Here is a 22,971-nt window from a genome sequence, read left to right on the forward strand (position 1 = left end):
TAAAGGCTAAGCAATATATCCTAGTGATAATACGGGAACGTTTTACCGTAACTCGTAAGTGCTATAGAAATAAAAAGAGTGGGTATCCAACAGATGGATAACCCACTTCTTTACATTTTGGAATTCATATGACAAATCTCTATGTCGAATACAATTTTTATATCATTCTGCTCAACTACGCCACATCCGAGCTGCACGGCACTATCATCGTTAATCCACGCGGGATTACTTCAATATCCATTAACCCATTATGGTGCATCTCACCATCAATCCCCACTTTTGCTATGTCATCACCATATTGAGTAATTCTTAAGCGTTTTGTCGTAAAATACAAGACATCTGAGCGGTCAAGATGTCTTCCATTTTTTATATCTAAAAGAAGTTGCAAAGTATTGAACCATGACTTTTTTTGAATGACAAGCACATGAAGTTGACCGTCATCCATCTTAGCATCCGGTAAAATGCCCTCAATCCCGCCAATAATCGCTGATTTTGAAACCAGGTAGAGAAGCGCATCATGTTCTTGTTCTATTTGGTCACATTCAATCTTAATATGTGTTCCCGATAATATTTGGGGGAGTTTAGGTAGAGCAGACAAATAATACGCCTTATCTCCTATAACGTTTTTCAGCATCTGGTTGGTTGTATAGCTAATGGAATTCATTGCACCACCCGCCACAACGTAATGAAAATATTCATTTCCAGCCAAGCCGATATCAATCTTCTTGGTCATTCCTTTTTCAAGCATTCTCGTAAAACCTTCATAGGATCGTGGTAATTTCAGAGCATTACCAAAATCATTGACAGTACCTGTCGGTAGATAAGCTAGAGGTATATCTAAACCTAGATTCTTCATCGTGTTAATTGCGTAATGCAGGGTTCCGTCACCACCAGCCACTACCAGTGAATCACAATCTTCAAAAAATGAATTTCCTAAGTCATTATTCTCCTTACTTGTGTAAAAAATATCCCGATCATGCAAAGCATATTTCTTTTTCATATACGCTATAACTGAAGCCTTCGTTTTGTATGCTGTATGCTGCCCTGATACGGGATTTACAATCATTTTTGGTCTCATCACTGGAATGCTCCCTCTCAATAAATTCCCTTTCTTCTATGCTTTAATTTTATATTCATTACGAACGGTCAACATCGTACATAAGGGCGGATCTGATCCTGCCCTTTCGGGTACCTGTGAATAAAATAGGCCTCCGATTAACATACAACTCTATTTACAGACACTGTTCATGGGATACTTTCATTTTTTACATATGCCCAAAAGGGAAGCATAAATCTGCCTTTTTGAACGATGTTACAATTTTTTATCAGTTGTAGTATAGGTGTAAGCTATTAAATTAGTTGTTGGCATAGCAAAGCATGATCGTTATACGAAGAATTGAGAGGAGAATAATGATGAAGAATACTACGATGAGAATGTTGACCGCGAGTTTGACAGCTTTGGCCATTATGACCGTTGCTGTAGGTTGTGGAAATAATACAGATCCAACCTCTACCCAAGTTGAGGAGAATGTGAGTTCAGACGAATCTATGGTTAGTATTTCTGATTCCTATGACAATACAGAAGAACTTGCGGTTAAATTCCCAATTATTAACTCAACACCAATTGAGTCTGAGATGGAAAAGAATATACAGAACAGACTCCTAAATGGTTTTGAGAACTGGAATAGAGGATATGAGGCATGGGAAGCCTGGGGGGACATTCTTTATACAGAGGATTCTCTCTATAACGTCCATGGCGTGAAACTCACGTTGAAGGAGTATCAGGCTGCTATGGATGCACAGCTAAAGTCTACCGATATTCAGATGGGTAACTTCAACAATATGATCATTAACGATGATTGGGCAGCAATTCGATATGACATCTCATCGACTGCTCGAGACAGCCAGCAATCTTCCGATGGAAGTGTAATGGAGTTCGTCCATTTCAAGGACTATGGTGATTCGCTCGGAACTCGAGTTGTTGAAGGCTGGGCTGGTACAAAGGGAGCAGATTTTGACGCATTGACCCATTTTCAAACGGATGAAGCGAAGGCGGCACAACAAGCTGCATTGGATGAGATCGTTAACACCAAAATCCCTGATACTACAGATCTCAAAACCAAATATCCTGTTACTTATCCCACGCCGGTTGATACCGATATGGCTAAAAAAATTCAAAGCGCCATTTACAGCGATTTTGATAGATGGAACCAAGGTTTTGATGCTTGGAGTGACTGGGCCAATACGTATTATAGTAACGATCTGAAATATCACACTAATGCAGAGACTATGACTCTCGATGAGTACAAGGATGCCGTCAAGAATGATGCCGCAGCGACCGAGGTCAAACGTATTCGTTTTGATAATATGCTTATCAGCGGCGACTGGGCAGCCATTCACTATAGAATTACGAATGAGGACACGAAGACAGGGGAAAAGACTGCTGGGGACGTCATGCAGTTTTTACACTTTGCCGAAGAGAATAACAGCCTAAAAGTTATTGAATCCTGGACGAAGTGACCCAGGTGGTTATGAGAGCACTAAACACATACGAGGAGTATCCAACAATGGGTGCTCCCTTATGTGTTTTAGAAATGTAGTTGTGATCAGCAACTTACTTGTTTAACCCGATAATGGTATGCGTTTATAGAAATACCTAAAGTAAATACATAGGATAAAATGTACATCCACATGATTAAAACAATTACATTGGCAAAGTCTCCGTATAAATCGCTGTATTGGTTATTAAAATGATTAAGGTAATATGAGTATGCAAATGTTGAAATCACCCATACAATGCTTGTAAAAAGCGCTCCAAAATTGGTGTACTTTCCCGGGATTCGATATCTAGGTGTTACCATATACACAATTTTAATTGTAAGAAATAAAAATAATAAAACGACAGGCCATCTCAAAATAGCTAACAACAGCTTTGTTATTTCATTCATGCCATGAAGTAAATCGAAATGCAAAACAATACTACTATAGCTATACACCAACAGGCTAAATATAATCATAATAACTAACATGATGGTCAGAAGAAGTGCTTTCAGTCGACGAAGAAAATAGTTTCGATGTTTGAAACTAAATAGAGTGTCCGAACAGACAAGCACTGCATGCATTCCGTTAGAAGCCAGAATAAATGCAAAGACCATCCAGACACCACTATGAAGCGTGAGCCCTTTTTCAGTATAAGGAACCAGCATTTCAAATACAGACGTTGGAAGTATTCCTTTTAACGATTCTAGAATATCAATGATCGGAAATTTCAAATAGGATGATGTGTAACTAATCAAAATTAAGATTGGAATTAGGGATAATACGAAAAAAAGAGTAAGATGCCCGGGGAGTAAACGTAACTCAGGGACGACAATCTGCTTTACTTTATTCCAGTATGGAGCGCATTTTTCTTGAATATGTATGTAGGTTTCTTTAATTGCAAATCATCTCCTTTATATACGATCATCATATATCAATATCCCAAGACTTGCATCAACGATAAAACAGGCGCTTTAAAATAAATACCTATAACAAAATAAGTCATTGTCCAGATCAGCGCACTTGAATAGGTAAAAAGGGCAAATTTCTTGAAATGAATCTCACTCATTCCAATCAGCAAGGGCATGACATAGCGCACCACCGGAATAAACATTCCAATGAGCATTGCTAGATCACCCTTTCTCCTCAGCATAAACTCCGCTTTCAAGAAATAACGATTGGTTAACCATCTTTTTTTAAATCTATGCCCAAAAAACCTTCCTATGATATAGGAAGTTGTGATTGCAGTCAATAAGCCTGTTAGAATGGAAGTATACGTTCCCCAATACTTGACGACACCACTATGACTTAATATGGATCCAGATAAAATGATGACTTCATTAGGTACAGGAATTCCAAAAGGACCTAGTGAAAAAGCCAAGAAGAAAAATACATATCCGTACTGATTAACAAGTTCTAATAAAGTATCACTCATCATTATTGTTTAATACCTTCAATACGAATGTGGATCTGATCTGGAGAAATACCCGTCATATGATTCACCGATTCAAATATGCTGGACTGTAATTCACGGCTGACATAGTGGATTTTCACTCCGTAAGTGACAACAATTCGAAGCTCAATGATTAATTTTGAGTTTGAGAAAGTAACCGATACTCCCTTATGCATTTTTTTCCCGCTCACGTGTTTAATTAGGCTATCTACGGCTCCTGTTGACAACAGTATTATTCCAGATTCTAATCTTGCAACTCCTGAAACAATTGTTGTAATCGCCTGCTCTAAAACATTTATCTTCCCTATATCTGTCTGTATCATCAATTTTAATGTCCCCTTTGAACAATTTTGTAATGGTATACATCCATTTTATCTTGAATTAAGAGTTAGCGTAATGTACCTTGGGGCAGAGAAGTATTGTACCTTTGGGCATGTGCTTTTCATATCCGAGGAGCACACACAAAAGGGAGACATCGACTACTAATGTCTCCCTTTGCCTGTATCCCGTATCATAAAACAGTTATCCTGCAATCACCCATTCTAACTCTCATTTCTCCTGATTACTGTAGGCATCAGGTAACTGTAGTAAGTAGCTATTTGAGAGGTCAAGTAAACGCTGGGCGGCCGAGAATTGAGATGCAGTAGATCCCCCTTCAACGATCCTATTGTTACTTAGTTCATAATGTACTCCGTCGGCATATTGATTACCTGTCATATATAATATTTTATCATTTATAAAAGAACCATCAGGTAGAAAGTGTCTTAACGGAATCAAATTACGCTCTTGATTGAACAAGTCTTCACCTAAAACCAGTTGATGTCCCAATGGAATTCCCAACAGATTGGCTACCGTTGGTAGAATATCAATTTGTCCACCTATCGTATTAATTACAGGAGGAAGCTGTCCTGAAGGCGAATGCACAATGAATGGGATGTTCATCATATCTGTGTACCCATAGTTATGACCTAACAGGGAATTCATCAGTTCTTTTTCTTTTCCTGTAAGACCAGTCATTGGTATCCCCTGATGATCCCCATAAAATACAACCACACTGTTATCCCATAGTCCAGACTCTATCAGCTCATCAAGAAACTGACCCAGCGCAACATCTGCATAATTTTGAGCCTGAATATAATCACCCATCAATGTATCCTGGAAACGATCAGGAAGCTTCATTTTAGCCTTTTCTTCAGGCAAGTGATAGGGATGATGTGCACTCATGGATATGACCATCGCATAGAAAGGTTGATCCTGCTTATCCAACATGGACAATTCAGCAGATGTTTTGGCGTACAAAGCTTCATCCGATGCACCAAAAGCAATAGGATCATCTTCTCCAAAAAATACTTGATCATAATACCGTTCAAAACCAATGGCACGATATAATCGATTACGATTCCAGAAATCCACACTATTGGTATGGAACGTCGCTGTATCATAACCATTTTCCTTCAGTAAGTGCGGTAGACTTGGAAGCTTTTTATCCATATATTTGGATGAAGTTGCTGGTTCATCCTTAGGTACGTAAAAGGATGTATTTACGACGAACTCGGCATCCGAGGTTGTCCCCTGTCCAGCATTCGTATAGAAATAAGGGAAGTACGTATTTTTCTCGATCAACTGATTTAGGTGAGGGGTAATCTCTTGCCCATCAATTTTGAGGTCAATCAAAAAGTTTTGAAAGGATTCCATCTGTACGAGTACTAAATTCATGCCTTTATTAATTCCATGAAACTTGGGTTCGTCTTGAAGTGGAGAACTTCCCTTGGTTAAATGAATTGTTTCTTGGGAGATGTCATCAGGAGCTATAAGCACTTCCTTCTCCACACGATCGGCGACAACCTTATAGACTTCATAATTAAGAATCCCCATACTCTTCGCTTTATTGATTTCATTCAGACTTGCATGCGCCGGCCAGATATTGAATACACATAAAACGAATGATGCGCTAATCGTACAAGTTAACACCTTACGACTCATACGTGAAGCACGATCCTTCCAGATTGAAACATACTTAGGTAGGATAATTAGAACTAGAAATAAGGCAATATCAACAAACAAAAATAAATAATAGGGTGTAAGCAGAGATAATGTGCTCTCTCCAACATGAGTAACCTTTTTGGCTTGTTTAAGTGAATGATATGTAGCGATAACACCGTAATATTTATAGTACATGATGACTGCAAAATATATTAACGTCATGCAGAAATTGACCAGCATATAGTACAATATCTTCCTCTTGGCTGCAAACCATTCAATTAGGCTAAACACCAGGATAAAAAAAGGAAGCTCTGTTTGTACGATAGCCCAATTCGTTCCATCATGAAATACAACAGACCATGCGACTACACTTTTCAACAGGAGAATAAAACTAAACAAACACAAATTTTCATAGGATCGACGTTTTAATCTAACCAAGCCTTCATTTCGTTTGTACATACCATTCATCCTCTAGAATTATTAAAAAGGAGCAGAAGCAGCGCCTCCCTCCCCTACAACGTAATCAATCTTTTAGAATAGAAAAACCAGATTAACCTCTCGTCAAAACATTGGATGGCAGGTTTCATCATGAAACCTGCCATCTTTAATTTACACTTCTGCTCTATTTATAGGCTCTGGAAATAGATCATGCGGATTCGTACGTTTCTGATGACGTTCTTCAACAATTTCCATTACCTTTTCCCCCTCAACATCCAAGTTCGGAAGAAGTCGATCTAACCATTTCGGCAAGTACCAAGCTGATTTACCCATAAGGATCATCACACCTGGGACAATGAATAGACGAACAATAAAGGCATCAAACAATACTCCAAAGAGTAGGGCAAAACTCATGACCTTAATACTTGGATCATTGGTCATCATAAACCCTGCAAATACGGATATCATGATCAATCCAGCAGTTGTAACTACGCCCCCACTATGCTTTATTCCTGCGAGTACAGATTGTTTGGCATCACCGTTCTTTTTGAAGTCCTCACGCATACGGCTAACCAAAAACACTTCATAGTCCATAGCTAATCCAAACAGAATTCCCACAACCATTATTGGTAAGAAGTTAAGCACAAGCGATTGTCCACTGAAACCGAAGATATTTTGGAAATGTCCATCCTGAACAACGTAGGTAATAAATCCCATCGTAGCTCCGAGTGAGAGAACAAAACCGAGTACTGCTTTAATTGGAACCAAGATGGAGCGAAACACCATGACTAGCAGGATAAAGGCCAAACTAACAATTATGATACAGAACTTAGGTAAGGCTTCGTTCAGTTTTTGAGAGATATCAATATTAATTGCCGTACTGCCCGTTATTTGTAGTTCCACATGGTTCTGACGTTCAATCTCAGGAATATGACTGCGAATTGTTTTTACCAGTTCCACCGTTTCCACATCAGCGTGCCCCGTAGCTGGAATAACGTTAATCAAAGATACCTTTCCGGATGCGCCTGTAACCGGATCGGCAACCACCCCAATGTTCGGATAGGTTTTAAGTTGTTCCACTGTTTTTGCCACATTAGCCCCAGCTTCAGCACTTCCATCCGTTTTGACAAGGATCATCAGAGGATTATGGTATCCTACGCCATACGCTTCAGATAACAAATCGTATGCTCGTCGTTCCGTCATACTGGTTGATTTTAATCCATCATCCATAGTCCCTGTTTCCATGTGTAGAAAGGGTACCGATATCGTGGAGAGAAGAACCAATCCTAGAATCACTGTGATCCAAGGTCGTCCTGTAACCAATCTACCCCACAGATTTCCTCGGGACTGATTTAATTTCTTAGAATCCTTTATCGGCTTAACTTTGATCTTTCCGCCCATTACGTCAAGAACGGCCGGCACTGTAATTACTGCAATTAGTACAGCTACAAAAATACAAAGCGCAGCAGCTACTCCCATGGCTGTGAGGAAAGGAATTCCAACGACCACCATACCCGCAAGTCCAATAATTACGGTTATTCCTGCAAAAACAACTGCACTACCTGCTGTACCGTTAGCTATAGCAATAGCCTCTCTTTTCTCAAAACCCTTCGCACGTTCTTGACGATATCTTGAAATAATAAATAGTGCATAATCAATACCTACTGCAAGTCCAATCATACTTGCTAATGATAATGCGAAGGAAGGTGTATCCAGAAAATTAGATCCAAGAATGATCAGCATTACGCCGGTTCCAAGACCAATGACTGCGGTTAGAATCGGAATGATGCCAGTGAGGACAGATCCAAAAGCAATAGAAAGTATAACCAGCGCAATTAGAATACCAATTCCTTCTGTAGCTCCACCAATCTCCATCTTCACATAACCTGAGCCCGTGAGTTCTGCTTGCATTCCGGCATTCCGTAAAGCCTCTGCAGCATGAATTACATATTCTTTAGACGCCTCACTAACATCACCATCAGCCTTGTTATAAGAGACTGTCGCATAAGCGATCGTGCCATCCGTGTTCATTGATTCATTATCATATGGGCCAGATACTTCAGTTACAGCAGGATCTTTGGATATGCTCTGAAGTTGTGTTTCAATCCGTTGTTTTACCTTTTCAGAAGATAATGTTTCGTTTGCGGGCGCTTTGAGCACCAGCTGAATTGCTTTGCTGCTATCTATCATAGAAGGAAACTCCTGATACATCTGTCCCATCGTTTCAATTGATTCTAACCCCGGTATCGTAGTTTCTTCACTAAGCTTCGGCCCCATCCCCATTGCTACCATTGAGGTAATCAACATCACCATCATTGTTCCGATGATTACCTTAATGCGGTTCTTGGCAGACCAAAATCCCAGTCGGTATAACATTTTTGCCATGTCAGTTTCGTCTCCTCTGCTCTATATCTTAAATATAATCTTATTTTATAATTAGTTTGGAACAGCAACATCGTCCCAAAGGGCATTCAATTCTGCCCTTTGGGGAAAGATCTATCAAGTTGATATTCTCTTTTATGGATGTAAACTACAACATATGTAATCAACTCGATAACAACAGAAAAAAGCATGCAGTCGGTAGCCTGCATGCTCGTTAGCGTCGATTAATATTTATAGTTTCAGAATACCTCGATCCAGCGCAGTAGCTACGGCCTGTGATCGAGAATCTACCCCCAATTTATTGTATATGTTCGTTAGATGAGCTTTGACTGTTCGTTCTCCAATGTTCATATCGAATGCGATTTCTTTGCTTTTATAGCCTTTAGCCACGCATTGCAAAATGTAGCTTTCTTTATCGCTCAACAGTTTGACATCTTCCTTAACCTCTTGTTGCGATTTTAATTTAGCGGCCATTACTCGCTCTAGCATCTCCTCAGATAAAAGCATTTCCCCTCGCATTGCAGAATCAATGCTTCTGAACAAGCTTTCTCTGCTTGTGTCTTTTAACAAATATCCTTTGGCTCCCAAAGCCAACCCGTTAATCATCAGTTCATCCTCATTATACGTGGTCAGGATAATAATAGGGATCGTAAGGCCTTTCTTCTTAAATTCCTTCATCGTTTCGAGTCCACTCAGAACAGGCATATTCAGATCCATTAGAATAATGTCAGGCTCCAGCTTTTCAACCTTTTCAAGCGCATCCTGGCCATTAACAGCTTCCCCTACGACTTGATATTTTTCGCTGGTCTCTAATATGAGCTTCAGTCCTTCTCGAACTACAAAATGATCGTCCACCAACATAATTTTATAAGGGCTCATGCTGACCTCCTTCATGAATTGTCATCGACATTGTTATGGCTGTACCTTCTGAGCTGCTCTCGATCTTAATCTGTCCACCAATCAATCTTGCTCGCTCATGGATTCCAAGTAACCCATAGTGACCTGGTTCCTTTCCGATCGCATCTGGATTGAATCCTTTTCCATTATCTGATATTTCGATCTGAAGTTGATTGTTCGAGACGATCACACTGACTTTTGCTACATTTGCTTTGGCATGGCGTGCAACATTCGTCAACACTTCTCTGACGATATGCAGACTATGTTCCATCACAACTCTGGATAGTAGCTGATTCAGTTGTACATGGCAGTCTACCTGAATGCCCGTGGAATGTCTGAAGTGTCTCACCTCATCTTCAATCGCTTCCTTAAAATCGATATCAGGTGCTGATTTAGTTCTAAGGTCATCTATTGCCCTACGTGCTTCAGCCAGTGTTCTACGTGCTTGCTGCATGGACTTTATTATAATGTTATGAGCCTTCTCTGTATTCCCCTGCATCATGTGTGCATTAGAAGCTTCCAATTGCATAATTAGACCCGCGACTCCTTGAGCAAGAGTATCATGTAAGTCCCTAGCCATTCGCTGCCGTTCATTGGACAATGTAAGTTCTTCGACTTTTTGATGAGCTACTTGCAGTTCATTCAGAAACTTTTGCAATCTGACTCGTTCATGTACTTGACGGAAAAATAGGATGCCATAAGCGATGACGATAATTAACATCATGACAAACATCGGAATGAATACCAGCAGTTCCTTTGTATCTCCAACCGTTAAGGCAGAATCAAAAAATATAATAACACTAACTAAAGCTATAAATATCACCCTGCTGATTCGAAAAGAAAAACCTAAACTTTGAGCAATGAGTACAGGGAGCAACCCAACCAGAACTGCCTGATAACTCCCTGGGAAAAGAATAGCGCACAAATAAATTAGAATCCCTTGGACTCCAAAATAAAACCAAAATTGTCTTTGGCTAACCCGATAAGAAATCCAATGCAACGCGGCGTGGAGAATAAACAATCCCGTAAATACCAAACTGCTAATCACTCTAGGATCATCCAGAAACTGAAGCGTAACAGATCCTGCGTATACAAAGATTAACCAAATGAAGATGGGCTTTCTTGTTTCAAATAGTTCATGTATCGTCTCAAGTTTATTTTTCTTGGTAATCATCATAACAGTTCACCCCAGTCCAAGATTCAATGATCTAAATCTTCCTATAAAACTTATTATTGGCGAAGGTTTGCTTACTTAAATCCACCATCTATCGAGCTTGCTTCCACTCGAAGTTAGACCGCACTTTGAGGATTAATATTTTCAGCATTAATTACGTATGTACAAGTCAGTGGTTAGGTTGGCTTTCTATACATGTCCTAATTTGGTTCCGCAACAAGCTCAAAAACGTCTCGCAAATTACAAGTTATCTATGGACTGTACAACCTCATTATATTATTTCAACTTGTTCATTACAGCGTCTAAATGGGCATACTTTTATTGCCCTTTTGGGCAGATATATTAGGTTTACGTGAGTTTAGCAATAGCTTGATAAAAATAAGACTATCAAAAGTGATTTTTTTTATTATTTCGTAGACCCATCTCCCCTTTCAGCATTATCATGGCTGTCTGTTTAGTCATTTACAAAAAATAAAAAACAGCCCTAATAAAATTACCAGAACTGTTCAAGTTAACACAAGTTATGAAGTTCTCCGTAGGAAATTCCCTGTCGTTACTTCGTTACTTCCTATACCAACTGTAGAAAACTAAAAATAACTGTCCCCACCTCCAAATACCCAAATCCCTTACCCCATAAGGCTTCACCGCCATTTCCGAGATAAAAATTCGTGTCCCAAAAACGCTGAGAAAAAGCCCTGAAAACTGGAAAGAAACTGGTTCAATTGTGAACGAAAACAACTAATAATTCGTGTCCCTGAAAGGATAGAGAGATGCCTGAGAAAAGAAGGAATCTGCACTTAAAACTCCTGTGTGAGAGCCTGGGAAATGACTGAGTAAAAGCTTGCATCAACTGCTTTCAATCCCCAAAACCCTTGAGTAGCCTGGGTTTCTGCTTGATTACCTATTCGGGATTTGGATGGAAATTCCCTGCTGGGATACCTCAAAGCATGAGAAAATGACTGGAGAATTGGTTGGGACAATCATCAACCAGGCTCCAGTCTTTGGTGGTTTGGGGACAGTTAATTTTAGTTAGGACAGTAAAAATAAAATTGGACAGGAATTTTTAGTTAGTTAAATAGTAATCAGAACGTACTACCAACTTAGATTATTCCATAATCAAGATCGATAATTAGCTCTTTGATTTTTTTGTTTTTATCAAGGTACTTCTGTAGTCCATGAAACACTTTACCATATTTATCAAACCAACAAGATTTATGCAAATATTTATAACTGGACTCAGAATCACCATCAAGAATAATACTTGTATCTCCTACTTCAAGAACTTCAAATCTATCGTCAAATTCAATATATTCATGTTTATCAAGTTCTCTAATACCTCTAAAAAACTCTGAATCAGTATATATACCATCATTCACTAACTTATTAAAGATTGAACGTATGTCAATCTGTTTATTGGCTACATAATAATTGATAATACTTAAAAGTAATTTCCTCGTTTTCTTATCAAAATAGGAAAGTTTATTTATAGCTTGTTTCAAATTTTCCTTCTTCATTTCATAATAATCGGTATTTGTTTCAATCCACTCTATTACTTCCTCTAAGTAGTCCTCGTCAAAAAGCACTTCTTCATCAAAATAAAACTCCAATTCCTCAATTTGTTCAGAAGATAGTGTCTTTTTTATCCACTTTTCATGTTTAGATTTTATATCCTCTATAACTTCAACAGTATACTTTTCTTCGTCATTATCGATTTCAGTATGGTGATCACCACATAATAAAATTAAATTTTTATAATTATCCCTTGCTTTAGTGGTTAAGTCATTTATTCCTCTTGGACCTTTTTTACTCTTAGCAACAATGTGGCATTCCTGACCGATCACAGTATGCTTATCCATTTCAGATTCAATGCACAGTTCTTTTCTACAATTCTTAAAATTACATCTGTTAGCAGATTTAGCCCAAAGAATTTTTCGTGTTTTTCCCGTAATAGCCACTCTTTCACACTCCTCAAATAATTTCAATACCATTCTATTGTTTTTCTACGTTCTACCACATAAACTCCTCTTCTTCATCATCCATATCGACAAACATAAACTGTGAGCTGTATGGAAAACTTTGAATAATCCCTTCGTTACTCAAATTCTTAATTGCCAAAGAAATTGAGGCTTTATCCATATCTAAAGTGCTGGCAATTTCCTTTTGACTAACTTCAACAAAATGTTTAGAATCCGCCTTCGTTAATAAGTAAAGTAGAACCCGATATGATTTTTTTGTAATGTTCTCATTTTCATAACAAGCTTCAAGAAAGTCGTGATCTACCCTCACTGCAAATCGTTTTCTTGATTGTTTAATGCTCATCCAAAATCACCTTTTTTTTCTATTTGTTTATCTTATTCGAAACAAATATGACTAAAAACATTTAATTTATTAAACTTAAAATAACATGTGGCAAAGGATATAGTCAAGCTATCTCTAAAACTTGCCCATTATTTCGATATTTGACTCAAGGAACTTACAAGGAATACCACCTTTCTTAGTAACTCTCCACAGATCTTCGAATTTACATTGTATCTTTGATTTGGGATGCTGTTAATTATCCTCGACCATCTGTTCTCACAAGCTTTGTAGAACAAAGAAATTGTTTAACTACATTCTTTGATCAAACACATAACCAAATGCTTTATTTAGTTTTAATAATCAGTTGAAGATCAGCTAAAACGAGTGCCTTCATTGCTTCAACCCTTTCTCCTTATATAATGTTTATCTCTCTTTTATACAAATAAAATGAATTATCAATTAGACTTAACTCTTTTCACCTATTTTTTTAGGGTTCTTGTTCTTAATCTCAAGAAAAATTACGCCGTTTGATTCTGGAACCTGTAAACACAAAAAGGGAGTCTTCACTGGGAAGACTCCTAATACCACAAATATTCTATTGAGAAGAATTGTGTCGAGGTAATGATCGAAGCAATCGAAGTGCTTCCTGTGACATAGCCAGTTCTCTCTTTCCAATTATGGTTGTTTTCATTTCATACTTTTGCTCATTTTTATTCTTTTTTCCTTTCCTTACAGATGCCATGATACCACCCTCCAGCCCATAGATGTTATCTATGATATGTAGAGGGGTGGTGTTTTATGAGCAACTGTTTTAGCGTTTCCATCGAAGTGCTTCTTCATTTTATAAAGTTGTCAGGATTGTCAAAGAAAGCTTCTGCTTTCACCTTAGAAATACGTGCGCTCTTGTTACTAAATAAAATATCTTTCATTGTAGGGATTAACAATTTGTATCCAAGCTTATCATATGATTTTGCATAACGAATCAAAGCCATGTCGATCCTATCCAAACGTTGAGTTTTACTTGTTCCAACATGGTCTGGTCTATCAGGTGGCACTAAATCCAAGTCTGTGAATACACCTGAAAATCCGTCAAACACATATTCGGCAAGTCTATTTTTTTGCGGTATCTTAACATTTCGGCTTTTCTCGTAAGCATCCTGTATTTCCGTTTGAGGTATTCTCCCATTTAGTACGGCACCTTCATATGCCCAATAAAAATAATCAGGATCACTAAATAACAATTGAGGTAATGTTTTATTTGAGTGTTTCCCGAAACCCAAGACTGTCCAACTCAAGTGGCATACACCTACTGTCTTATAATTTTCTACGAATCTATGAAAAAACAGATGGGTTTAATCCCCACCTGTTTGATGTTATATCTAATTTTTCAAGTTATTCAATAATTTGCGGTTCATTTCACGGATTTCTTTAAACCCATTAGAAACGGAAACTCTCATTTCACGGTTATCTGGAGATGATGGTTTACTTTGACCACGATAGAGTGGAACTTGTTTATTTGTTACTCTATTCGAAACTTTAGCCACAATAATCCCTCCCCTTGGTTTATTCTTGCCCGTATTATACCATGAATCTATATCATGTACCAATGAAAGATTCGAGCAAGATTAATTAAATTCGTGATATCAGCTTCATCCACAGAGGATCCTTCACTCGATTTCACGCCAAGTAAGGCTGATTTTCCACCAAATATAGGAACAATAATCATTTTGTTATGCTCTACAACAATCCCTTCACCTGACAACAACTTCTCAATACAATTCATTCTCTGACTCGGCTCGTTTTCTCTCCCTGGCGTGTTGTCAATTTCATAAAAGAACAGCGTCTCCAGTTTGCCGAGAGAAATTCCAATATTTACTTTGGTAACATCATCTTGTACTTCGGACTTAAAATCAAACAGCTCTAATTTAAATCTGAACTTTTCGGTATACAGATGCAGATATTGCTTCAATTCTCTTCGGTATTCATTCCAGCTATGTATGGGTGACTTTGGAGCAAAGTAAGATTCTGTTTGTTTGATGACATCTGAAAATACTTGCATTTTCATTGAAGTCGACTTGATAAAATCCTCATTTACCTCAATTGCTTTCTCAATCTTTGTCCGATGCTGAAATTCAGCACTCCAAATTTTCGTGATATTTGGTGTTTGGAAAACGCCTAAGTCTGAAAATACAATAAATGCTGTTAATTGCAAAAGAACTTGCCAATTCCGATAGTCGATATAACCTGTAACGATTCCTATGCCTACGACAACAATAAATAAGGTGTAGTAGGTTTTTCTGTATTTCCAGAGATCGTCAGTGAACGTTTCGGGATTTTTTCTGAATTCATAGACAGATGAAACCAGATAACCGCTCATTGTGACAAAGAAGAACCCATAATAGAACTTTTCGCCGTTTTCATATAGTTCTTTGCTTTTGTTTAAGATCTCTCCACTTATATCTCTATAGATGAATCCAAGCACAGTGAGACTAATAATCATAGTTAATCCACTTAAAGCCCACCATTTCCGCTTGACCAGATACCTACATAAATCCATTAACATTTAATTTTCCCCTAACTATAATGTACTACCATTATTTTTTATCATCAGACCATTCTTGAATAGTGTACAATTTGTAAGATATTTTTACCACTTTATTTCTGGGACACCCAAAAAGAGACAGCTTAAATCGCTGTCTCCCCTTGCATTATCAGTTCGTTTTCTTGAACTCAATAATATATTTGATTTTGACTTGATTCTCACGATACAGAATGTACTGGTTATGAACCAATCCTCCAGGACTTTTCGCTCCTTTAACGGAATTATAAGGTCTTGGTGTAGAATCAAGTTGTGGTTGTGCAGACTTGTACTCTTTAATTCTACCCGTTGCGCCTTCACAGACAAACAGGAAAGTTCCACCGAGTGCACTACCAGCATCCCCCCAACAGTATTGGGCAAATTTCGTACTGGCATCCGTCGAGTAAATACCAGAGTCTAACATAGATCCTGTATGAACTGCTGATTTCGGTTTGATTTTCAAACCGTTCTGCATGATACTGAGGATGTTTTCGTTTCGAGATCCATGGAATAATTCCATCGTTTCAACCTTGTAAGGGTTAAAATGAGCATGATTCACCATGTCTTCCACTTCGTAAATCTCTTTGATCTCGAAGCCATGATAATTGTGCCCTTTCGACTTGTCATATTCTTATCCGTATAACTGGTTTTATAATGTAATATGATTTTTATGATTTGACTTATAGAGTCTATTGATATTATTTATGTTGTAACCCTTGTTATGATGTTTAACCCTCTTTTATAGTTCTGTAGACTTCGAAGTATGTCATTACGAATTAAATCATCATTATTAATGATTTGATGTTCTGGTTGTTCTGAAAATATCGTAGTAAAGGAATTCTTATTTGTGACTACATTTTTTCCAGCATAATGATCTGAAAAATTGGTAGTTATAATATAATTGTAAGGAGTTTTCTCGTTATTATTTACATATTTATTGTGATCACCTTCAAAGAAAGTAGTTAACTCATCAAAATAAGAAATTACACCCAAACCAATATCTTTACTCGGTGGGACATTAGTGTCTATAAAAACGATAAAGGGTAAATCCTCAAGCTTTTGCTGCTTTGCTTTATTAAATAAACCACCTAAAAAATTTGATTTCAAATCTTCTAAATTATTCCCTCCAAAAAACCCCAGAACTCCTTTGAATCTTTTACTTTTCGCTTCGAAACTTATTTTATCTTTTGTAATTTTATGAATTCCAATAAATTCACATGAGTTCCCATTTTTATTTTTTATAGAATCTCCATCATAAGTAAGTTTAAACCCCGCTCTCAGCAGAATAGAAGCTACAGCAATTTCATATTGAACACTTTGAAATTGGTCAATATGTATAAGTCTTTTTTTAAAAGCATTGTGAAATGCTCCTTCAATCTGAAGGCAATACACATCAAACGCTAATGTCAATAATGATCGAATATTACCTGTAACATATCTGCTGAAAACTTGTTTATTATCCTCAAATTCAATAATTTCATCTATATTTTCATCTACCCACTCGTCGTACTCTAAGTTCCATTCTGTTAATATACTATTCTTATAGACATCAATTGTTTTTCTTAAATTACTGATAATAAAATGTACAAATGTATCCTCTTCAGGATTGAAGACCGTTTTCAGAAATTTTGAATTTGGATTACTTCTGGGATCCAGATCAACGTATGGCTCTCTCCAATCCATATCATCTTCGAGTAATATTATCTTTTCATTATAGTTAGACATATCTAACCTCCCAAAGTTATCCTATATAATTTATTTGAAATTGCACCATCATATAACTCAAAAATCAATGTAATCTTCCCTTTGTTTAAACAATGATAAGTTCTAAATAATAAAAATCTATTGTCTACAGAAATTCGACAAACAGTTCCACATTCCTACTTTTCCCAATAATTTATTCCGAAAACGTTCCTTTTCGGAATAAATAACGATTTGGTATCTGACATAGAGAGATGAACGCCGAATTATAGGATAGAGAAAGACTGAATTTTTTGTGTAAAACAAAAAAGCCGAACGAATAATCAGGAATAAACACCTGAAATTCATCGACTCGACAATCAACTTATTATTCTTATGGACTTTCTGTAGAAGAAAACTCTAATTATAATTGAAATTAACTTTAACACCCAATAATTGGTTCAAGGACATCCTCACATAAATGCTGTAGCCCTTCTAATTGTAAGCAATTAGAACGATGATTAAAGAATAATGTAAGGATAATGGTAAGTTTCTTGTTTGGAAGAATTAACTCAGCTATCTCATACGATTTCCCATTTCTCAAAGTCTTTTTCGTGAATGTTAAATTTTCATTTCTGAAAATGAATTCCAACAGTTTCTTCTTAGCGTTTATATCTCCAACACCGATTAGTGTTGAGAAGGGGAATGTAACAAATACTTTCCTAATCAGCTCAGCACGATTCCATAGCATCTTGGAATACTCGTCGAGTTCTTCTTTTGCCAATTTACCGTTGTTTAATTCAGTTATTTTTTTCAAATTTGCATTAGCTAATTTGAAAGCTGAAATGTACTTCTTTTCGTCAATTCCATCGTATGGCCAAACATCCTCTGTAGGGCGAGGCAAGGGTCTCCAGTCTACTAATCCTGCCTTAATTTTAGTCTTGTTTGAATATAAGTGTTCTTTCAACTCTTGTATTTGATTCCATTGATTATTTAGAAGGTTTTTCTTAACATTGAACCAATTTTGATCCTTTTGTTCAAAATGTAATAGCATCCTTGCTTGGAATTCTAAGAACGGAGAAGCTGGAGGTGGAGGTGGGGCAACAGGTGACAGTCCACTTGCAGTTCTTATTTCATTCGTTATCCTTCCCAGGGTTAAGTACCCATCATGACTTGTTTCATCCCAATACCCCAGTCTCCAATCATTATCAATCCACGTATTCGGATCATATCCGTAAAGCTGACACCTTCCTAAAACCGCTTCAATTGGGTAGCCGCCCAGTCCTTCTTCATTTCCAAAAAAGACTACTTCTGCTTCATTAAAATTCCCATACCCAAACCAAGGTACTAATCTTTCAATGTGATGAGAGTCCAATTTCACTATATGCCGCTCCCGTTCTGAATAAAATATACAGCTATTGAACTACATTTCGACGAGAAACCAAAATATCCCTCCTATGTTGGGAATGATCGTCACACTTACAAAACTGCAATTCTTTCAACGATTTTATATTGCGGAGATCTTATTAAGATCATGTAAATATTCCTCTGGAACTCTACTTACTCCAGCCTTCACTTTAACCCTATTTAAAGTTAGCGATTCATCGTTCGACTTCAATTCCCCGATTGCCCACAATACTCTACGTTTTTGAAACGCTTCAGCATCTTCTACCACCTGCTCAAGAAAGGCTCGAGTACGTGGCATCTTCTTCAAATGCTTGGGCATTAAACATTTGCTACCTATAATCTCCTGTATTCTTTCCAAAGTGATGCGGCGTGGCTTTCCTTCTTCACTCATCAACTGTTCTGCAATCTCAGTAACTTTTTCAAGAATCTCCAGATCTCGCTTTTCCCAATCATGACGTGTTGTACCAGCCTTCGGTGGCAACTTTTGGGGCATGTGATCCATAAGAAATTCTCGATCGTACAGATAGAGCCACGCATATACCTTGGGATCAAGCCTCCTCAACTCCAATCTACCATGATGAGGATAATCATTTCGCATTTGTAACCATACTTCTCGTCTCTCCCTTTTGGCTTGCTCTCTATATTCTTCAGTCATTGTTTTCTTCATAATTTTTCTCTTTGGAGGAGATGTTTTACTCTCATGACCATCTATTTCAGATGGATCCCTATAAAAAACTTCATCCAGTGTCAATTCTAATAATTGCATGACCAACAGATGGCGAATAGGATGAAACCCCTTTCGATGCCTTTGGAAAATTAGCTTTAACCAGCTACTTTCACCATTTGCTGATGATTGGAGAATCTCCAGCAGTTCAACTCCGTAAAAATCAATAAATTGTGCTCTTAATCGCTTATAATCAGTTCTGCCTTTATCTGAGGCGTAGCCTTTCCGTATCAACTGATTTATATAGTGTTTATGAAACCAATCCATTGGACGATGAGGATATTTAAAATTGAGCAACTTCTCAATGTTGTTCACGATGCAACTATATTGGCTCAACATTTCCTTATCAGTAATCTCTCGAACAGAATGATCAGTGCGATTATCCTGTGTTGGAGCTATGAATGCATACTTCATTCTTTCTCTCATCAAAACCGAGCTTTCAGAAAGCCATATGCCATGTTTAATGCAAATTCGAACGCCTGAAATTTGATGATTTCGCCTCCAATAGTATTCACCATGTCTCTCCATATCTAATTGATTGCACAATACACAGTATTGGAAATGAGTATGTGGCTTTATAGCTGACGACATCAAACCAATTGCATTATGCAGATCCCTCCCATGTTCATCAAGCATACTCACATATATGGCGTGCGCCTGCTCTTCATCCCGAAAAGCGGTATAAAAAAGGTACATCGTATTCTGGACGATAAGCTGGTTGGATGATAACGTTGAACCAGCAGGCAAGTTGGTGACGATGTTACTAATACCTGGTTGCAATTCTACACCTGCTGTGAAGCTATCCATTCCGAAAATATCTTTCAAGATAGCTCTGTGACTTATATTGCCACTTCGAATCCCAACTCTGGCAAGCAAACTATATAGCAGTTCATCCTCGTAAGGAATCGGGAATTGGAGCATCATCCGATTTCACTTCCAGCGTCTATTGAAAAGTCCGATGCAATATATCCAGCATCTTTAAGCACTTGATAGGCAGTGAGACCATTCTCCTTTCCTGCCTTAACTAACTTCCTCAAGTCGCGTTCATCTTCGATTTGTGGACGTGTCTCGCTTGTAGTTTGCTTATCTTCAATTAGTCCGAGATGAAACTTGTATGCTACTTGGACAACCTCTTGAACGCTTTGGACATGTGGCATTTCCGAGAGAATTTTGCTGACATTATGTTTGGCTTCTTTTTCTGGAACCCCTAATAGTGTTAATCGCACCACGGCGTCCTGTTTCAATCGCTCAGCATGCACCTGTTGTTCTTTTTGTGTTTTCTGAAACGTTTGAAGCATATTACCTAAATTCAACTTGGATTGTTCCGCCGCAATAAATCCATTAATAGGAGCAATGTTGATATCGCCAAACTTGGCAATCCCGTTCAGGTTGCCTGAGCGAAGAGCGTTCAACATCGGCTCAACTAATTTCAGGCTATCCTTAACGACACCTTTAATAATCTGTGGAGTTATCGTCTCCGTTCCTGATGTTATTGCTCGTATTTGAGAGAACATAAAAATCTTGACGGCAATATCCGTTATTCCGCAACTCGCTTCATATATGGCATCATTCAACTCAGTTGTTAATTCCGTTGGATTTCGAACCCACTGATAGTCCCAAATTCCTTCGATGAAAAGCCTCCAACTCGGCTCTTCTTTCTTCATAGGTAGCCAGGCAACGTCACCCTGACCACTTCCGCGCCGTGCAATGCGAAAATTCGAAAAAAGAGCTTGGGCGGTGGGCGTTCCAATTAAAATTGTTGGGAGTCCAATAGAATTAGAGAGTGTGACGAAGAATGAGAGCATTTTCTCAGCACCTCCGCTGTTCGCCACAGACAAATTCTGAACTTCATCGACTACAAGAATTCCTAAGTTACAGCTTCTGGCTATTTGGGAAACAATCGGCATTAAGGAGGCGGCAGATAATTTTGTGTTCTTGCCAAAGCGATCCATATAATTTGTCCCGAGGAGCTGATCCAACTCCACAAAAAAGTTATTAATCAATCCTCTAATTGAGCCGTCTGGAGGGCATTCCAAACGCAGAAATACAACCTCATAGGCGCTTAATTGAACACCATTGTACTCCGAATGACTAATGTTTTGTGGCATCATAGAGAGGATGCGATTGATAGCCGTGCTCTTCCCCATACCACTTACGCCAACAATGGTCAGTCCCGAAGAAGAAGTTTGTATGTTTTGATGGATTTGCCCCCTTTGAATATCTGCATATCCTTGAACCATTTGGCTCGCATAGTTGGGCTGTATAGGGTTTCGATTGACATAGCCCTGCCGAATCAGTCTCGATATTCGATTTTCAAGATCAATGTGAAGAGGCATCACCTGAAAATAGCCAAGCAGTTGCTGGATCATGTGAAAGCGGTAATGACTGTCGGCATAGCGTTCTTCCTTATCAAAATGAGGGTAACTACTCAGGGCTTGAACTACTTCTTCTTTAGACATGATAGAGGGCAGTGCCTCAATCATTGCGTTGTCTTTGTATTGACTCACGATTTGGGATGAATATCGAGCTACTTGTGCCAAAGCGCCGTTAGGAATCTGTATCCATTCATTCATGCTATTCCTCCCCTCGTTTCTTTTTCAGCAAATCGAAATCATTAAAATAGTCAATGTTGCCAGCGGAATCCACATTGTCTTTAGAATTCATTGATTTTCCGAACCCAAGCTGAGCGTGTATGGATTCCTCATTTCGCATGAGTTGCTTTTCAAAATTCCGATAGTCTTGAATTCCACGAAGTTTTTCAGCTTTTGTACCCGAGACATATTGCTCTTTCGTTTGCTTTTCCGCTTCCTGTACAATAGCTTCGATGTGCGTTATCAAATCAATTTGAGGCTGTAGCTCCTTTTCTGCATGTTGCGCCTTTTGCATCCGCTCAAACTCCTGCAAATACTCAATTTCCTCCTGCGTTCGACCGTTGTATTGATTGTACTGGCCCAGAAGATAGCATGGTTCAAACCCATTCTCGCCTACACCTCTCAAATATATTGTCCCAGCGAACCAAATCCGTACTCGATATCACGTCCTGGTGCTCACGCTACAACTTTGCTGGACTCGATTCAGGTAGAAGTTATATGGTGGAAGTGAAAACAGTGGATGCAGAAGGGAATGTTTCTTTGGGAACAAGCCTGATCGTTCAGACAGAACAACTACCTCCAGTAGATAGTATATGACAACCCATATAACTTAGTTATTTCTTTTTTCGTCAATCTACAGATACTATCTTTGTCTGTATTATCCTCAATGATTTTGAGCAATTTTTCATAGCCAGCTATTGTGTCACGAATCTTTTGTACGCCATCCATTACCTTCCCTCCCACTTTCCCTCTGCCGAATCAGCCTGACCAATTATTGCTATTATATCAGCATGAAATAAAAATAAGGGGATGGCTTTCTTCATTTAC

19 protein-coding genes and 1 pseudogene are annotated in these 22,971 nt (G+C 38.1%); 1 reads left to right on the forward strand and 19 read right to left on the reverse strand.

The window, feature by feature from the left end:
- Nucleotides 1–175: 175 nt before the first annotated feature.
- Nucleotides 176–1,078, reverse strand: coding sequence for a diacylglycerol/lipid kinase family protein (locus MH215_RS23840; protein WP_239293617.1), 903 nt, complete (start codon nt 1,076–1,078; stop codon nt 176–178).
- 332 nt (nt 1,079–1,410) lie between these two features.
- Between MH215_RS23840 and MH215_RS23845 the strand changes: the two genes are divergently transcribed.
- Nucleotides 1,411–2,520, forward strand: coding sequence for a nuclear transport factor 2 family protein (locus MH215_RS23845; protein WP_239293618.1), 1,110 nt, complete (start codon nt 1,411–1,413; stop codon nt 2,518–2,520).
- Nucleotides 2,521–2,606: 86 nt separating this feature from the next.
- On the opposite strand, the gene MH215_RS29365 is transcribed toward MH215_RS23845, so the two are convergent.
- The 18 genes and pseudogenes from MH215_RS29365 to MH215_RS23930 form a co-directional block, all read right to left on the reverse strand.
- Nucleotides 2,607–3,437 carry a YihY/virulence factor BrkB family protein gene (locus MH215_RS29365; RefSeq protein WP_481857485.1) on the reverse strand — a complete coding sequence of 277 codons (831 nt, stop codon included), beginning with the start codon at nt 3,435–3,437 and terminating at the stop codon, nt 2,607–2,609.
- Between the two features lie 35 nt (nt 3,438–3,472).
- Entirely contained in the window at nt 3,473–3,976 is a 504-nt protein-coding gene (locus MH215_RS23850) for a DedA family protein (protein WP_239293619.1), read from the reverse strand.
- The gene (locus MH215_RS23855; protein WP_239293620.1) at nt 3,976–4,314 is read right to left on the reverse strand and encodes an Asp23/Gls24 family envelope stress response protein; all 339 of its coding nucleotides are present in this window, start codon (nt 4,312–4,314) and stop codon (nt 3,976–3,978) included. Before MH215_RS23855 ends, MH215_RS23850 begins: the two co-directional genes overlap by 1 nt.
- Before the next feature lie 226 nt (nt 4,315–4,540).
- Entirely contained in the window at nt 4,541–6,433 is a 1,893-nt protein-coding gene (locus MH215_RS23860; RefSeq protein ID WP_239293621.1) for an LTA synthase family protein, read from the reverse strand.
- A 150-nt stretch (nt 6,434–6,583) separates the two neighbouring features.
- A complete protein-coding gene (locus MH215_RS23865; RefSeq protein WP_239293622.1) occupies nt 6,584–8,797 on the reverse strand; it encodes an MMPL family transporter in 2,214 nt (737 codons plus the stop codon).
- 228 nt (nt 8,798–9,025) lie between these two features.
- A complete protein-coding gene (locus tag MH215_RS23870) occupies nt 9,026–9,673 on the reverse strand; it encodes a response regulator (protein ID WP_239293623.1) in 648 nt (215 codons plus the stop codon).
- Entirely contained in the window at nt 9,660–10,868 is a 1,209-nt protein-coding gene (locus tag MH215_RS23875) for a sensor histidine kinase (RefSeq protein WP_239293624.1), read from the reverse strand. Before MH215_RS23875 ends, MH215_RS23870 begins: the two co-directional genes overlap by 14 nt.
- A gap of 1,097 nt (nt 10,869–11,965) precedes the next feature.
- Nucleotides 11,966–12,820: a hypothetical protein gene (locus tag MH215_RS23880; RefSeq protein ID WP_239293625.1), complete on the reverse strand. Its 855-nt coding sequence runs from the start codon at nt 12,818–12,820 to the stop codon at nt 11,966–11,968.
- 52 nt (nt 12,821–12,872) lie between these two features.
- Nucleotides 12,873–13,184, reverse strand: coding sequence for a cyclic nucleotide-binding domain-containing protein (locus MH215_RS23885; RefSeq protein WP_239293626.1), 312 nt, complete (start codon nt 13,182–13,184; stop codon nt 12,873–12,875).
- Between the two features lie 815 nt (nt 13,185–13,999).
- Nucleotides 14,000–14,458, reverse strand: a complete 459-nt coding sequence (locus tag MH215_RS23890) for a hypothetical protein (RefSeq protein ID WP_239293627.1) — start codon at nt 14,456–14,458, stop codon at nt 14,000–14,002.
- Between the two features lie 84 nt (nt 14,459–14,542).
- Nucleotides 14,543–14,707 (reverse strand): hypothetical protein, encoded by a 165-nt coding sequence (locus tag MH215_RS23895; protein WP_239293628.1) that lies wholly within the window; start codon nt 14,705–14,707, stop codon nt 14,543–14,545.
- Nucleotides 14,708–14,754: 47 nt separating this feature from the next.
- Nucleotides 14,755–15,726, reverse strand: a complete 972-nt coding sequence (locus MH215_RS23900; protein WP_239293629.1) for a type II toxin-antitoxin system SpoIISA family toxin — start codon at nt 15,724–15,726, stop codon at nt 14,755–14,757.
- 148 nt (nt 15,727–15,874) lie between these two features.
- Nucleotides 15,875–16,342, reverse strand: a pseudogene (locus MH215_RS23905) (poly(ADP-ribose) polymerase family protein); the annotation flags it as partial.
- Nucleotides 16,343–16,443: 101 nt separating this feature from the next.
- On the reverse strand, nt 16,444–17,466 hold the full coding sequence (locus tag MH215_RS23910) for a hypothetical protein (RefSeq protein ID WP_239293630.1): 1,023 nt from the start codon (nt 17,464–17,466) through the stop codon (nt 16,444–16,446).
- Nucleotides 17,467–17,863: 397 nt separating this feature from the next.
- Nucleotides 17,864–18,802: a hypothetical protein gene (locus MH215_RS23915; protein ID WP_239293631.1), complete on the reverse strand. Its 939-nt coding sequence runs from the start codon at nt 18,800–18,802 to the stop codon at nt 17,864–17,866.
- Nucleotides 18,803–18,928: 126 nt separating this feature from the next.
- Complete coding sequence (locus MH215_RS23920; protein ID WP_239293632.1) at nt 18,929–20,476, reverse strand: TnsD family Tn7-like transposition protein; 1,548 nt, start codon at nt 20,474–20,476, stop codon at nt 18,929–18,931.
- Nucleotides 20,473–22,125 carry an ATP-binding protein gene (locus MH215_RS23925; RefSeq protein ID WP_239293633.1) on the reverse strand — a complete coding sequence of 551 codons (1,653 nt, stop codon included), beginning with the start codon at nt 22,123–22,125 and terminating at the stop codon, nt 20,473–20,475. Before MH215_RS23925 ends, MH215_RS23920 begins: the two co-directional genes overlap by 4 nt.
- 1 nt (nt 22,126) lies before the next feature.
- Nucleotides 22,127–22,438 carry a hypothetical protein gene (locus MH215_RS23930; RefSeq protein ID WP_239293634.1) on the reverse strand — a complete coding sequence of 104 codons (312 nt, stop codon included), beginning with the start codon at nt 22,436–22,438 and terminating at the stop codon, nt 22,127–22,129.
- Nucleotides 22,439–22,971 lie beyond the last annotated feature (533 nt).

Origin of the sequence: Paenibacillus sp. ACRSA (genome assembly GCF_022346845.1) — a bacterium.
Taxonomy (GTDB): Bacteria; Bacillota; Bacilli; order Paenibacillales; family Paenibacillaceae; genus Paenibacillus.

Bases quoted from the DNA above. Each gene is read 5' to 3' on its own strand.
- MH215_RS23840 (WP_239293617.1), bottom strand. From the start codon at position 1,078: ATGAGACCAAAAATGATTGTAAATCCCGTATCAGGGCAGCATACAGCA.
- MH215_RS23845 (WP_239293618.1), top strand. From the start codon at position 1,411: ATGATGAAGAATACTACGATGAGAATGTTGACCGCGAGTTTGACAGCT.
- MH215_RS23850 (WP_239293619.1), bottom strand. From the start codon at position 3,976: ATGATGAGTGATACTTTATTAGAACTTGTTAATCAGTACGGATATGTA.
- MH215_RS23855 (WP_239293620.1), bottom strand. From the start codon at position 4,314: ATGATACAGACAGATATAGGGAAGATAAATGTTTTAGAGCAGGCGATT.
- MH215_RS23860 (WP_239293621.1), bottom strand. From the start codon at position 6,433: ATGTACAAACGAAATGAAGGCTTGGTTAGATTAAAACGTCGATCCTAT.
- MH215_RS23865 (WP_239293622.1), bottom strand. From the start codon at position 8,797: ATGGCAAAAATGTTATACCGACTGGGATTTTGGTCTGCCAAGAACCGC.
- MH215_RS23870 (WP_239293623.1), bottom strand. From the start codon at position 9,673: ATGAGCCCTTATAAAATTATGTTGGTGGACGATCATTTTGTAGTTCGA.
- MH215_RS23875 (WP_239293624.1), bottom strand. From the start codon at position 10,868: ATGATGATTACCAAGAAAAATAAACTTGAGACGATACATGAACTATTT.
- MH215_RS23885 (WP_239293626.1), bottom strand. From the start codon at position 13,184: ATGAGCATTAAACAATCAAGAAAACGATTTGCAGTGAGGGTAGATCAC.
- MH215_RS23900 (WP_239293629.1), bottom strand. From the start codon at position 15,726: ATGTTAATGGATTTATGTAGGTATCTGGTCAAGCGGAAATGGTGGGCT.
- MH215_RS23910 (WP_239293630.1), bottom strand. From the start codon at position 17,466: ATGTCTAACTATAATGAAAAGATAATATTACTCGAAGATGATATGGAT.
- MH215_RS23920 (WP_239293632.1), bottom strand. From the start codon at position 20,476: ATGATGCTCCAATTCCCGATTCCTTACGAGGATGAACTGCTATATAGT.
- MH215_RS23925 (WP_239293633.1), bottom strand. From the start codon at position 22,125: ATGAATGAATGGATACAGATTCCTAACGGCGCTTTGGCACAAGTAGCT.
- MH215_RS23930 (WP_239293634.1), bottom strand. From the start codon at position 22,438: ATGCAAAAGGCGCAACATGCAGAAAAGGAGCTACAGCCTCAAATTGAT.